Annotated in this window: 14 protein-coding genes; 3 read left to right on the forward strand and 11 right to left on the reverse strand. The window is 34.2% G+C overall.

Going from position 1 to position 14,590, the window contains the following annotated elements; translation table 11 throughout:
- Positions 1 to 40 precede the first annotated feature (40 nt).
- From JNUCC72_RS05145 to JNUCC72_RS05180, 8 genes are all read right to left on the reverse strand, one after another.
- Complete coding sequence (locus JNUCC72_RS05145; protein WP_454143512.1) at positions 41 to 1,228, reverse strand: cation diffusion facilitator family transporter; 1,188 nt, start codon at positions 1,226 to 1,228, stop codon at positions 41 to 43.
- A gap of 101 nt (positions 1,229 to 1,329) precedes the next feature.
- Entirely contained in the window at positions 1,330 to 2,727 is a 1,398-nt protein-coding gene (locus JNUCC72_RS05150) for an MDR family MFS transporter (protein ID WP_454143514.1), read from the reverse strand.
- 3 nt (positions 2,728 to 2,730) lie between these two features.
- Positions 2,731 to 3,207, reverse strand: a complete 477-nt coding sequence (locus tag JNUCC72_RS05155) for a MarR family winged helix-turn-helix transcriptional regulator (RefSeq protein WP_454143516.1) — start codon at positions 3,205 to 3,207, stop codon at positions 2,731 to 2,733.
- 165 nt (positions 3,208 to 3,372) lie between these two features.
- Positions 3,373 to 4,296: a phosphate/phosphite/phosphonate ABC transporter substrate-binding protein gene (gene phnD / locus JNUCC72_RS05160; RefSeq protein ID WP_056974050.1), complete on the reverse strand. Its 924-nt coding sequence runs from the start codon at positions 4,294 to 4,296 to the stop codon at positions 3,373 to 3,375.
- Positions 4,297 to 4,318: 22 nt separating this feature from the next.
- A complete protein-coding gene (phnE, locus tag JNUCC72_RS05165; protein ID WP_056974051.1) occupies positions 4,319 to 5,128 on the reverse strand; it encodes a phosphonate ABC transporter, permease protein PhnE in 810 nt (269 codons plus the stop codon).
- Positions 5,128 to 5,907 (reverse strand): phosphonate ABC transporter, permease protein PhnE, encoded by a 780-nt coding sequence (gene phnE / locus JNUCC72_RS05170; protein WP_454143519.1) that lies wholly within the window; start codon positions 5,905 to 5,907, stop codon positions 5,128 to 5,130. The genes phnE (JNUCC72_RS05165) and phnE (JNUCC72_RS05170) overlap by 1 nt, the downstream gene beginning before the upstream one ends.
- The gene (gene phnC, locus JNUCC72_RS05175; protein ID WP_454143521.1) at positions 5,907 to 6,692 is read right to left on the reverse strand and encodes a phosphonate ABC transporter ATP-binding protein; all 786 of its coding nucleotides are present in this window, start codon (positions 6,690 to 6,692) and stop codon (positions 5,907 to 5,909) included. Before phnC ends, phnE (JNUCC72_RS05170) begins: the two co-directional genes overlap by 1 nt.
- A 496-nt stretch (positions 6,693 to 7,188) precedes the next feature.
- A complete protein-coding gene (locus JNUCC72_RS05180; protein ID WP_454143523.1) occupies positions 7,189 to 8,133 on the reverse strand; it encodes a phosphate/phosphite/phosphonate ABC transporter substrate-binding protein in 945 nt (314 codons plus the stop codon).
- 190 nt (positions 8,134 to 8,323) lie between these two features.
- Here JNUCC72_RS05180 and JNUCC72_RS05185 point away from each other — a divergent pair, with 190 nt between their 5' ends.
- Complete coding sequence (locus JNUCC72_RS05185; protein WP_454144719.1) at positions 8,324 to 9,091, forward strand: tyrosine-protein phosphatase; 768 nt, start codon at positions 8,324 to 8,326, stop codon at positions 9,089 to 9,091.
- Positions 9,092 to 9,177: 86 nt separating this feature from the next.
- Positions 9,178 to 9,966: a tyrosine-protein phosphatase gene (locus JNUCC72_RS05190; RefSeq protein WP_454143525.1), complete on the forward strand. Its 789-nt coding sequence runs from the start codon at positions 9,178 to 9,180 to the stop codon at positions 9,964 to 9,966.
- Between the two features lie 46 nt (positions 9,967 to 10,012).
- On the opposite strand, the gene JNUCC72_RS05195 is transcribed toward JNUCC72_RS05190, so the two are convergent.
- Both JNUCC72_RS05195 and JNUCC72_RS05200 read right to left on the reverse strand, forming a co-directional pair.
- Positions 10,013 to 10,804, reverse strand: coding sequence for a DUF2705 family protein (locus JNUCC72_RS05195; RefSeq protein WP_454143527.1), 792 nt, complete (start codon positions 10,802 to 10,804; stop codon positions 10,013 to 10,015).
- A 1-nt stretch (position 10,805) separates the two neighbouring features.
- Entirely contained in the window at positions 10,806 to 11,717 is a 912-nt protein-coding gene (locus JNUCC72_RS05200; protein WP_454143529.1) for an ABC transporter ATP-binding protein, read from the reverse strand.
- A gap of 142 nt (positions 11,718 to 11,859) precedes the next feature.
- Here JNUCC72_RS05200 and JNUCC72_RS05205 point away from each other — a divergent pair, with 142 nt between their 5' ends.
- Entirely contained in the window at positions 11,860 to 12,177 is a 318-nt protein-coding gene (locus tag JNUCC72_RS05205; protein ID WP_454143531.1) for a YbjQ family protein, read from the forward strand.
- 32 nt (positions 12,178 to 12,209) lie between these two features.
- Here the strand turns inward: JNUCC72_RS05205 and JNUCC72_RS05210 are convergent, their stop codons facing one another.
- Positions 12,210 to 14,573 (reverse strand): phosphoketolase family protein, encoded by a 2,364-nt coding sequence (locus tag JNUCC72_RS05210; protein WP_454143533.1) that lies wholly within the window; start codon positions 14,571 to 14,573, stop codon positions 12,210 to 12,212.
- Positions 14,574 to 14,590 lie beyond the last annotated feature (17 nt).

Raw genomic sequence — 14,590 nt, forward strand, 5'->3', positions numbered from 1 at the left:
TATAGCTATAAATTATAGCAAATTTTTTATTTTTATGCAGTTAAATTAACGAACGGTCGACACCTAAATTAGTGTGATCAAAATTAATTTGAACTGTCACATCTCCTAAACGTTTTCGAAGGGCATGATTAATCTCAACTAGCCATTCGTCATCAGTTAAGGGACTATCATTAGGAACAACAATATCAAATTGAATAAGGTGGTCATTATTTTTTAGTGTTTCAACATGAAAATCATGTATTTTTAGATTCGTTTCATATGAATTGATTACTTCGCGAATAGTTTGCATAATATGGGTTGCTTTTCGACTACGAATATCAATTGGATCCATATGTGCCACCAAGTTGATATTGAACTTCTTACCAAAATCACGTTCAATTCGATCGACTATTTCGTGTGCTTTATCCAAGCTCAAAGTACTATCTAGTTCAATATCAATTACCGCATAAATTCGATTAGGACCATATTCATGTACCATCAAATCATGATAACCTAAAATATTTTTGTAAGACATTAGTTGTTGATCTACTTTTTCAAGTAGTTCATCTTCGGGCCGAGAACCCATTAATAAGTTGATTGATTCAGTAATCAATTTAAAGCTCGAATAAACAATGAAAACTGCAACTACTAGAGCCAAATAACTATCAATATTAATATTTAAAAAGTAAAAAAGTAACGAACTGAAAATAATTGATCCAGTCGTAATCAAGTCGTTTCTTGCATCAACTCCTGTAGCGATTAATGTTTTAGATTTCAATTTATTACCTAATTTATAATAAAAAATCGCTTGCCACAATTTGATCACAAATGATACAACCAAAAAAATTAAAGAAATTAAACTTAAATCGATATCGGTTGGCGAAATAATTTTACCAATTGATTCAAAAACAAACTGAACCCCTACTATCAACATTACAACCGCAATAATCAAGCCTGAAATATCTTCAAATCTCTGATGTCCATAAGGATGACCAGAGTCAGGTCTTTTACCTGAAACATGAAAACCGACTAATGTTAAGACCGAAGAACCTGCATCAGACAATGAGTTAATCGCATCTGCCATAATAGCTACAGAACCTGATATTAGCCCTACTGTTAATTTAATTGCGACTAAGATGATATTTAAAATCAGACCCACAATTCCGGCATATGTTCCGGTTTTCGACCTTCTGTCAATTATTGACAAATTTTTCGTTTTTTTATCAATCAAACCTAAAATAGACTTCATTACCATATTATCCACCCTGATTTCTTGAATTTCTTATCATTTATTATATCACCTAAACCTATAAACAAAAAAAAACATCCCTATAAAAAGGGAGTCTTCGTTTATTTTTTGGATGATAGTCTAAACGATAATGCCAATCCTACCAATGACAGAACCAATGAAACAGTAAATGCTGCTTGATAAGCTGATACAAAGTTTGAGCTTCCAGCATTAGATGTTGCGTTAGTAACAAGGGCAATAACCATTGTCAGAATTCCTGTCCCTAATGAACCTGCTACTTGTCTAAGAGTTGAGGCCGCCGCATTTCCATGAACCGATAAGTTTTCGGGTAATGAATTAATTGCGGCAGTGAAAGTGGTCATCATCCCAAATGAAATTCCAAACATTCGCATCGCATAAGAAACAACAATTACTATAAGTGACGTGTTTTCATTAAAAAACAGCATTGGTATATTACCAATAGATAATAATAAAAAGCTAATAACTGTCACAATTTTAATCCCATATTTATCAAAAATCCTTCCAGTTATGGGATTCATAATCCCCATAACAATGGAACCAGGTAATAAAACCAGTCCAGTTAATAGTGCTGTTTCATGGCGAATATCTTGTAAATAAAGCGGTAATACCAATTCAACTGCTAACAAACTAATTGTAATGAGCGAGGTCAATAGCGTTGTCAATGAAAATTGCTTGTTCTTAAAAACATCGATATTAACCAAAGGATTTTTAATTTTTTTCTGTCTTATTGCAAAAATCGCGACAACAACTAATCCTAAACTAATATAAATTAACGCAGAACCAATCGTTGTAGGTGTATCCAAAGATGATAATCCATAAAGTAATAATCCAAACCCGATTGTTGAATAAACAACTGATTGAAAATCGATTTTTTCAGCTTCGTTTTTGGTAATATTTTTAATAGTAAATAATGATGTAATAAAAATAATTGCTGTTAAAACGGTCATGACTAAAAATAACATTCTCCAAGAGTAATGAGCTAAAATTAACCCTGATAGTGTTGGTCCAATCGCAGGTGCAACCGCAACGACTAATCCAGTCGTTCCAAGTGCTGCACCACGTTTTTCGGGTGGATATAAAACTAATACAATATTTTGTACAAATGGCATTAATCCCCCAGTTCCAATAGCTTGGATAAATCTCCCAATTAGTAATGTTTCAAAATTTGGCGCGATATATCCTAAAAATGAACCAAACAAAAAGATTGCAATCATACTCACATAAATCGTCTTTGACTTGAATCTCTTAAAAACCCATGCTGAGATAGGAACCATTAGTCCTACAATTAGTAGATATCCTGTACTCAACCATTGTGCCTCACTTTGGGCAATATCAAATGATTCCATAATAGTTAATAACGCGTTATTTAAAAATGTTTCAGTTAGCAAAGTGATAAATGATCCCAAAAGCAAAATGAACATCATCAATGTTTTATTATAACTTTTACCATTGATATCAATTGCTCTTTCATTAAACATTTTTTATTCCTCCTTACTTTTTATGAAGTTCTCAATTAAATTATCCATTTGGTTCATTAACTCTTCTTTTTGACTTGAGGTCATATTTTTATCTAATACGAACTCTGTATATTTTAAGGCTCTAGTTAAATCTTCATTATTATTTTTTATCAGGCTTTTACCTTTTGAAGTCAACTCTAAAACCGTTTGTCTTTTATCTGATGATATTTTTTTACATTCAATATAGCTTAACTTATTGAGTCGTTTAACAATCCCTCTAATGGTTGGATGGCTTAAGTACATTACTTCTTCTAATTCTTTTTGTAAAATATTTTGGTTATCCGCGTAGTAAATATGCATTAATACACTTAATTGCGTATGAGTTAAATCCGGAACAATTGCTGAAACTTTATGATTTAAATACTTTTCAAATAAGGTATTCAAGATTTTAATTTTAAATCCCAGCGTTTGGGTGAATTCAGATTTCATTTCTTTTTCCATACAAAACCTCTTTCCAAAAATATGTAGCAAGCTACTTAATTATGTGTACTATGCTACACTTTATATATAAAATGTCAATAGTTTTTAGATAACGTCACATTTGTACTATTTTGTAAGATAAAAAAATCCTCTAAGTCTCAACTTAAAGGATTTTTCAATACTTAACTAGTCATTAATTAATTTTTCATACTTACGAATAAGATCAAATTTTGAGTCATCAGCTTTTTCATAGCCTTGATGACTATAAATTGAAGCTACGATTTCATGACCTTTTTCTGTTTTAGCAATGTCAATAAATGCGTCTGATAATTTTTGACGAAAACTATCTGACATATCTGAACGAACACTAATTGTGTCATTTGGAATCATTTCAGTAAAGTAAATTGGTGTGATTTCAGACATAATATTTGGATTGTCTTTTTGCAATAATGTTCTTGCATCTTCAAATACAAACGCTGCATCTGTATCACCATTTAGTACTGAAATAATACCTTGGTCGTGACCCTTAACTGTCACTAATTGCGCATCTTTTTCAACATCGAAGCCTTTTTCTTTAAGATCAGCCACTGGCATCATGTAACCCGAAGTTGAGGTAACATTTTGAACAGCGATTTTCTTACCTTTTAAGTCTTCATAAGATTTAATGCCACTATCTGATTTGGCCACAATCATTGAACGGTAACCATCAACTAAATCAGTTGTTGATTGACCATTTGGTTGTTTAACACCATAACGCAACGCTTGAAGTAAAACATCTGCTGCACCACGATCATGCGCTTTTACATACCCATCAGGTGGTAAGAAACCAACATCAATTTTTTTAGAAGCCATTGCTTCAACCATTGAAGTGTAATCTGTTGAAACACTTACTTTAACAGGAATCCCCAGTTTTTCTGATAATAAATCAGCCAAAGGTTTAGCACGTGCTTCCATTGTATCAGCTTGACGACTTGGTACAAACTGAACAGTTAAACTTTTGGGATCTTCAGTTTGTTTTTCAGTTGTTTTTGAACCTGAAGAACAAGCTGTTAACCCTAAGGTTACTAACAACGCACCAATAAGTGCTGTTAACTTAATAATCTTTTTCATAAAATCCTCCGATAAATAATTTTTAAACTAGACGTTTTCTAATGCTACCTGAAACAAAATCGACAAGTGTTACCATCACAATAATCCCAATTAAAATAATACCTACACGAGACCAAGCACGTGTTGATAATGCAAACACAAGTGGTGTACCGATTCCCCCAGCACCTACTAACCCTAAAGTTGTAGCTGCACGAATCGATAATTCAAAACGATACAATGTGTTTGAAACAAACTCAGGTAAAACTTGTGGAAAAGTTGAAAACATCATGACGTTTAGTTTTGATCCTCCAGATGCAATAACTGCTTCATCTGTTCCGCCATCTAAGTTCTCAATTGCTTCACTGAATAACTTAGCCAGCATCCCAATGGAGTGAACTCCCATAGCCATAACTCCGGCAAAAGCACCAGGGCCGACAGCTTTGATGAACATTAAGGCTAGAACAATTTCTGGAAAAGTCCTTATAAATGTTAACACAATTTTACCTGTAGCGGAGGTAAAACGATGTTTATATTTACTTCGAGCTGCCCAAAAAGCAAATGGCACACTAATAATAGCAGAAATTGACGTACCTAAAAATGCCATCGCAATCGTCGCAACTAAGTTACTAATTAAATCTTCACCGTCTCCACGCCAAACATAGTCAAGATCTGGATGAATTAAGCCATTAAAAATTGAGGCTGTGATTTTTCCTGCCTGCTCTTTAATTCCCGTAAAAGGAATGCCTGTGAATGACCAAATAATAATTGCAAAAACTAATGCAAAAATAACGATATTGCGGACCGTTTTAATTGTTGATTTTTCTTGTTTTGGTAAACGTTTAACTGACTGCATTATTTTGTCAAAGCCTCCCTTGAACGGTTACTAATTTCATCAATCACTAGAATTACAATAAATGTGACTAAAACAATTAATCCCACACGGTCATAACGGTACATGCTTAATGCACGTTCTAGGAATAATCCAATTCCTCCGGCACCGATATAACCTAAAATTGTTGAAGAACGAACGTTGATTTCAAATGCATAAAGCACATAACTGATGTAGTAACTCATTACTTGAGGTAAAACACCATAACGGATGATTTGCATTTTGCTAGCACCAACAGCTGTTAAGGCTTCAATTGGGCCTTCATCAATTGTTTCGATTGCTTCATAGAACAATTTACTTACCATACCGAATGTGAATACGGCTAAGGCAAAAACCCCCGTTACGGCGCCAATTCCGATAATAGCAACGAAAATCGCTCCCAGTAATAAGTTAGGAATTGTTCTGATGATGTTCAAAATAAATCGAAATACACCTGTTACAATTTTATTTTTGACAATATTTTGTGACACTAATAATGCGTATGGAAATGCAATAACAGATCCAATTAAAGTTCCCAAGATGGACATTTTAATTGTTTCAAGCAGAGGATTTGTAATTTTATCCAAATAGCCCCAGTCTGGTGAACACATTTTAACTAAAATTTCGGTAAAATCGCCTAAGTTAGCAAATAACTGTGTAAAATCCAGCTGAGTGATCATAACAGAATAGATAAAACCCAAAATCATAACCACTGTTACAATCCATTTATTTAAATTAAGCGGCTTTTTTGGTAACTGTTCCATTATTGAGCTGCCTCCTCTGTTTTTGAAGCAGTATAAACAGATTTAATCTTTTCATCTGTGATTTTACTTGCTGGACAATCTAACACAATTTCCCCGTTACGAATTCCAATAAAACGAGTAGCGTATTTTTTAGCCAACTCAACAGAGTGTAAGTTAACCATCACTGTCATTTTTAAATCTTGATTGATTTTTCTTAAATCATCCATCACTTGAGTGGTTGTTTTTGGATCAAGTGAGGCTACGGGTTCATCAGCTAAAATAATTTTAGGTGATTGCGTTAACACACGTGCAATTGAGACACGTTGTTGTTGTCCACCACTTAATTCATCTGCACGATTATATAATTTTGATTCTAGTCCTACACGTTCAAGTGCTTCATATGCGCGTAATTTATCTTCATTTGAGAACAAACCCAAACTTGATTTTAAGAAATTATAGTAAGCTACACGTCCAGTTAAAACATTTTTTAAAACTGACATTCTTTTAACCAAGTTAAAGCTTTGGAAAATCATACCCACATCACGACGAATGTGTCGCAAAGATTTTCCTTTTGCTTTCGTGATTGATTGGCCATCAATTTTGATATCACCTTCTGTAATATCGTGTAGACGGTTGATTGAACGAAGTAACGTACTTTTACCGGCACCAGATAGACCAACGATTACCACAAATTCCCCTTTTTCAACGGTCAGGTTGATATCATTCAATCCTTTAACACCATTTGGATAAACTTTAGTGACATTAGTCAATTCAATAATTGGCTGCATATTTGAACCCTTTGACATATAAAAACTCCTCAAATTCATTTTGATAAATGGGAATACCCAACAATATAACTATTATACACGTTTAATGTTCGTTTTTCTATCACTATCATCACTTGTTTATCTTCAATAGTTCAGATAATTAACAAAACGTTAACATTAACTCAACAAATAAAATTAAATAAAAATCAATAAAAGACTTTTATTTTTTTGAAAAATGTATTACAATAGTCCTTTCAATAAGACACCTTAATTCCTTATTGAAAAAGAAGATTCCAGATCATTCTTTAATTATTTCATATAACAAAACCTTTCATTATTTTGAAAACACAATCTCTAATATCTTACCTTGTATTTATTCAAATGTACAGATGTTATTAGGTCTCAAAATTCAAAATAATCTAATTAAAATAGTAAAAATAAAACCAAAACCAAAAAAAGAATTATTTGAAATCTTTTAAAGTATACATAAAAAACACGCTAAGCTTTATGCTTAGCGTGTTTTTTATTTGCTTAATTATTTGTTTTGTAGTGCTTCTTCAATTTTGTACATACTTGCGAATTTTGAGTCGTCAGATTTTACATAACCTTCATGACTCGCAATTGATTTAACTACCTTATGTCCTTCTGGAGTTTTAGCAATTTCAATCATTGCATCAGCTAATTTTGTTCTGAAAGCTTCATCCATGTCTGAACGAACACTAATTGTATCGTTTGGAATGCGTTGTTCAGTGAAGTAAACCGCTTTCACATCATTCATGATATTTGGATCATCTTTTTGCACATTCAATCTTGCATCTTCAAAAGTAAAGGCAGCATCAACATCACCATTTAGAACTGAGATAATTCCTTGGTCATGCCCTTTAACTGTTACAAGTTGTGCATCAGTTTCGACATCAAGTCCTTTATCTTTCAATTCTAAAACTGGCAACATGTAACCTGCAGCAGAAGTTACTGCTTGAACAGCAATTTTCTTACCTTTTAGGTCTTCCCAACTCTTGATGCTGCTACCGTTTTTAACCGTAATCATTGAACGGTAACTGTCAACTAATTGATCAGTCACTTTACCATCATTTTGACCATAACGCTGCGCTTGTAGGATAACATCTGCAGCACCTCTTTGATGGGCTTTAACATAGTTACCTGGTGATAAGAATGCCATGTCTACTTTTTTAGATGACATTGCTTCAACCATTGAGTTTGAATCTGTTGCAACAGTTACGTTTACTGGAATGCCTAATTTATCTGATAACATTTGACCAAGTGGTTTGGCTAAGTTTTCCATTTCACCTGCTTGAACACTAGGCGTTACCTGTAGGTTAATAGATTGTGGAACATAGCTTTTAGCAGTAGCACTTGTTGATTCTGACGATGAACCTGAATTATTTTTTGAACATGCGGTTAACATCACAGCTAATAATGATACGGCTACAATAGCAATAAGACTTTTAATTTTTTTCATGAACGATTCCTCCGAATTAGACGTTATATTTATATAATATACGAACATTAATATATAATCAAGATAAATTATACGTAAAATAAAAAATTAAATTCTACCCTTATTCTTATTATGATATCCTGAAGCTGACAATTTGCTAACTATAACCCAACTGAAATGAGGTCATATCATAAAAAATCAACTCCTTCCCATCCAACAAGGTTCAAACTTTCGTCAATTAACCGGTTACGTTAATCGCGAACATTTAACGATAAAACCTCACAAACTGATTCGTTCCGGTCATCTAGGTCAACTAACCGACGATGACATTAAATTTTTAGAAGACTATGGTGTTGTCTATAATATGGACTTCAGAACTGACCATGAAATTACTGCTATGCCTGATCGTGTACTACGCGATGCTGACTATATTAAAAATCCTGTTTTCTCAGAAGAAGTCGCTAAAAATGCTGTTCGAACAGTTGATATCGCTAAAAATAAAATTGATGACCCTAAATTTGGTTATAAGCATTTAATTAGTTGCTATCACGATATCATCTTAAACGACCATCCTAGACAGGCTTATCGTACATTTTTCGATTATCTACTCAAAAATGATCAAGATAATCAAGCTATCTTATATCACTGTTCAGAAGGTAAAGACCGCACAGGAATGGCTACTATTTTCTTATTATCAGCACTTGATTTTGATGAGGATACTATCAAAAAAGATTACTTATTAACTAATCCCGCCACTACTGCATATTTGAATAGTTGCTTAGCTGTTGCTCATGAAAACGATGCAGATGAAGCAACCATCGAAGCAATCACAGACCTTGCAACTGTTAGAAGTGACTACGTTGACTATGCTTTTAACTTAATTAATGAAAAATATGGCGATATGCCAACTTTCCTTGAAGAAGTTTTGGATTTAACACCCCAAAAAATCGCAAAATTAAAAGCCATTTATCTGCACTAATTGGCTTTAAGACTTTGAGGTATTGCTGATTTTAGCTTAAAATAGAGAATGTAACATTTATTAAAAATAAAGCGAGGTAAAATCCAATGGCATATAATATGATTGGTGTAAAAAACGGTTCAAACTTCCGTGAACTTACCGGCTACAAAAATAAAGATGGTTTAACAATTAAACCAAACAAACTTTTACGTAGTGGCCATTTAGGTGATTTAAGTGATGCAGATATCCAAGTCCTAAAAGACCACGGACTAACTTATGATATGGATTTTAGATCACAAGAAGAAATCACAGCAGTACCTGACCGTGTTCCTGAAGGTGTTCATTACGTTTGGAATCCTGTTTTTTCACAAGATTTAACCGATAACTCTAAAAGTGCAACAGAATTAGCCGATGAAACAACAGATGATCCAAAATTTGGCTTTAACCGTATGATTTATGCTTATCACGATATCGTTTTAGGTGAAAAAGCTCAAAAAGCTTACCGCAATTTCTTTGACTACTTACTCAAAAACGATCAAGATAACGAAGCACTTCTTTTCCACTGTACAGCAGGTAAAGATCGTACAGGTATGGCAGGTGTCTTCTTGATGCATGCGCTTGGCATGGACTATGAAACAATCAAAGAAGATTACTTATTAACTAACCAAGCTTCAAAACCTTATATCGACAACCGCTTAGGTCTTGTTGAAGAAAAAGGTGGCGATCCAGTTACTTATCAAGCTGTAAAAGATTTAGTTTCAGTTCAAGAAGGCTACATCAACTATGCACTTAAATTAATGGACAAGGATTTCGGTGGTATCGACAACTACTTGAAAGATATTCTTGGCGTAACAGATGATAAAATCAAAAAGTTACGTGAAATTTATTTACACTAATAGCACAAACTAAAAAAGCATTGAGTAAAAACTCAATGCTTTTTTATTAAACTTCTTTTCTGCGGTAGAATAATAACCCGATAATTAAGAAAATAACTGTATAAATTAATGCACCACTAACCAAGCTGATAGCATCCAAATGAGCTACATTTAGTAAGTTATCATGTGGTAGTCCAAGATTGTTTACTAATAACATATTGAATGGTGAATATTTTAACCAATCTAGTTTAAATGTTATCATCAGCGACATTAAAATCCCAGAAATCATAGAAGATGCAAAGTAAACCACAATACCTAAAGTTACGGCCAATGAAGATTTTTTAATAACGCTGGCCACTAAGAAGACGACAGAAAGTAATAACCAAGTTTGTAAAAAGAGTCCTGCACATGACTTCACTAGGTTTTCAACAACCGTAACATCGCCCATATTTTGCATTTTATCTGACCAATTAAAAATAAATTTGGAAGTTGTTGCACGACCGATAAAATAGATAATAAAAGTTGAAGCTATCATCAAAACATTCAATAAAATTGAATACACAAAAATAGCTAACCACTTACTCATCAAAATCTTTGATCGAGAAAATTTTGATGAAAACAATTCTTTAATTGTGCCATACTCGTATTCCATCGATAGAATACTTCCTGCTGCAGAAATCAAAGTAATCACTAACCAAGCTGATCCTGCCGCCATAATGTCTGCATAGCTCGTAATATCACCAGCTGACGCTGTTAAAACTGTTACTAAAATCATCAGTCCAATCATAATCAATGGCATTACGATAGTTGTACTTTTTTTACGTAACTTAAATAACTCGTTTTTAACTAATGTCCCCATTTTATGCTTCTCCTCCTTGAGTTGATTCATTTGGATAAAGTAGCTTCATTAACGATGACTCTAAGTCAGAAGATTGTTTATCCACATCTAAGATATCAAAACCTTGTTCAACTAAGAACTTAATCACAACTGCTAAAGTCGTCTCATCTTTTAGCAAAAAGCTAACTTTTGTTTTAGGCATTTTGAATCCTGCATTATTCAAGGTTTCACAAGCAGCACGGTCATCATTTGTTTTAATAACCACACGAATCTTGTAGGAGCCATTTAGTTCTTGAGGTGTTGTATCACGAACAACTTTACCTTCATTAAAAATAATTAAATGATCAATAACTTTTTCTAGCTCACTTAAAATGTGACTTGAAATCAAGAAAGTTACACCTTGCTTAGCTAGTTTTTGAATCAATTGACGGACTTCAATCACTGCATGTGGATCTAGACCGTTCATTGGTTCATCTAAAATTACTAGACTAGGATTGTTAATCAAAGCCATCGCAATTCCTAACTTTTGTTTCATTCCTAGTGAGTAACTTTTAGCACGATTCTTGATATAATCTTGCATCCCCAAATCCTGCACTAATTCATCAATACGCGCTTTTTGATTTTTACCGTCAGCAAACATCTTTAAGTGATCATATCCAGTTAAAAATGGATAAATAGCTGGATATTCAATTAACTGTCCTACTTTTTCAAGTTGTTTATGTTTTGAGAAAGTGACGGGCTCACCTTGAATTTCAACTTCCCCATCCACTTTAATCAGCCCTAGTGCTGCTTTCATTAATGTGGTTTTACCTGAACCATTAGGTCCTACCAGCCCAACAATTTGACCAGACTTAACTTCAAAAGAAACATCGTCTAGCGCTTTTTTGGTACGATATTTCTTATTTAAATGACTAACTTTCAATTCTGTTGTCATGATTTTCCTCCTTATAGATAACACTTCACATTTTAGCCTATCATATTTATTTAAATTTAGGTTAATTTCATATTGGTTTTAATTAAATATTATTAATTAAGGCGTAAACTAGCCATACAAGATAAATTTTAGGAGGTTCATGATGATTGTCACAACAACAAATCAAATTGAAGGTAAACAAATAATTGAATATTGCGATATTGTTTTCGGTGAAGCTGTTGCCGGTGTAAATATGTTTCGTGATATCGGTGCAAGTTTTCGTAATGTTTTCGGTGGTCGTTCAAGAGGTTACGAAAATGAAATGATGCAAGCTCGTACCGAAGTGATTGAAGAAATGAAAAAACGCGCGGCAGCAGTTGGTGCTACAGATATTGTCGGTGTTAAATTCGATTATGATATGGCTAATGAAATGTTAATGGTCATGTGCTCTGGAACAGCAGTTATTGCTGAGAACAAATAAAAAAGAGAACGCTTTAAGCGTTCTCTTTTTTATTAATCTAATGGTTGCCATTGCCATTCTTGTACTTCAGGAAGGTCATCACCAATATCACGAATATAATCATGATGTTTTTGTAAAATGCTGTCCATCTTACTTGAAAATCCTGCTGCTTTTGTCCCGTATACTTGGTTAGCAACATCTTGTGCTAAGTGGAAACGGTCTAATTCATTAACAACTCTCATATCGAACGGTGTTGTAATATCACCGTTTTCACGGTAACCATGAGGGAAGACATTACGGTTTGTACGATCGAAGAAGTAATCACGAATTAAGGTTTCGTAACCATGGAAAGCAAAGATAACTGGCTTATCTTTAGTAAAGATACGGTCAAATTCATCGTCACTTAACCCACGAGGATCAAATTTCTGTGAACGAAGTTTCATGATATCCACAACGTTTACGAAACGAATTTTTAGCTCTGGATATTGTTCATGCAAGATTGAAATTGCAGCTAATGATTCAACGTTTGGTTCCATACCACTTGCCGCAATCACAACATCTGGTTCTTCACCATTATCAGTTGAAGCCCAGTCAATCACTTTAAGTCCTTTATCCACAAGTTCAGCTGCTTCTTCAATACTGTAGAATTGTGGACGAGGTTGTTTTGAAGCCACAATCAAGTTCACTTTTTCTTCTGAACGAAGTGTCTTGTCCATAACAGCTAACAAACTGTTGGCATCAGCTGGTAAGTATTGACGAATATATTCTGGTTTTTTCTCAGCCAAGTGAGTAATAATACCTGGGTCTTGGTGAGTATAACCGTTGTGATCTTGTTGGAATGATGTTGAAGTTGCTAGCACGTTTAATGATGGGTATTTATTACGCCATGGCATTTCATTGGCTTTACGCAACCACTTAAAGTGTTGGGTAATCATTGAATCAACTACACGCAAGAAAGCTTCATATGATGAGAAGAATCCATGACGACCTGTTAGAACATAACCTTCAAGTAAACCTTCTGCTTGGTGTTCTGATAATTGTGAATCAATGATACGTCCTTCAGGACTGATGTATTGATCAACACCTGGTTCAGTTGATTCTAGCCATTGACGAGGTGAAGCTTCAAATGCATCGTATAAACGGTTAGACATTGTTTCGTCAGGACCAAATAAGCGGAAGTTATCAGGGTTTTTACGGATAATATCACCGATAAAATCACTCATAACCAACATATCTTGAGCAACAACTTGACCACGTTTTGAGTTGTCTAATGCATATTTACGGTAATCTGGCATCTTAAGTGGTTTTGGATTAATCCCACCGTTTGTGATTGGATTCATTGCCATACGGCGATTACCTTTTGGTGTTAAGTCTTCTAATTCTTGAATTAAACGACCATTTTCATCAAATAATTCTTCTGGTCCATATGAATTTAACCAGTCAGTTAAGGCACCAACGTGTTCCATATGATGTTGATCTACTGGAATTGGGATTTGGTGAGCTCTAAATGAACCTTCAATTACGTTGTTATCCCATGTTTTTGGACCTGTCCAACCTTTTGGTGTGCGTACAATTAGAACTGGCCAGTTAGGACGCGTAACATTTTCAGCACCCTGTTTATGTGCGTTTTCTTGGATAGCTTTGATTTCTTCAATCGCTTCATCCATTACTTTAGCCATTTCAGGGTTTAATTTATCAGCATCGTCACCTTCAACAAAGTAAGGTTTCCAGCCCATACCTTCAAAATATTGGGTTAATTCTGCATCTGTTTTACGAGATAGGATTGTTGGATTTGAAATTTTGAAACCGTTCATGTGCACGATTGGTAAAACTGCACCATCTTTAGCAGGGTTGATGAAAACATTTGAGAACCATGAAGCTGCAAGTGGGCCAGTTTCCGTTTCACCATCACCAATTACAACTGCTGAAATCGTGTCTTTATTATCTAAAATAGCACCTACACCGTGGGAAAGTGCATAACCTAGTTCGCCACCTTCGTGAATTGAACCAGGTGTTTCAGGAGCCGCATGTGAAGCCACTCCACCTGGGAATGAAAATTGTTTAAATAATTTAGTCATTCCTTCTTCATCGCGAGAAACTTCAGGATAAATTTCTGAATAAGAACCATCTAGGTAAGCATTTGAAACCATCACTTGTCCACCGTGACCAGGACCTTCAATGTAGAACATATCTAAATCATACTTGTTAATCACACGGTTTAAGTGTGTATAAATAAAGTTTTGACCAGAAATTGTTCCCCAGTGACCGATTGGGTGAATTTTTAAATCTTCAGCCTCAAGTGGTCTTTTAAGTAATGGGTTGTCTTTCAAGTAAAGTTGACCAACTGAAACGTAATTGACTGCTCGCCAATATTTGGTCATTAAATCAAAATACTGTTTTGAATTGTAGTCTACCATGTAATTCTTCCTCCGAA

Source organism: Holzapfeliella sp. JNUCC 72 (genome assembly GCF_053668685.1).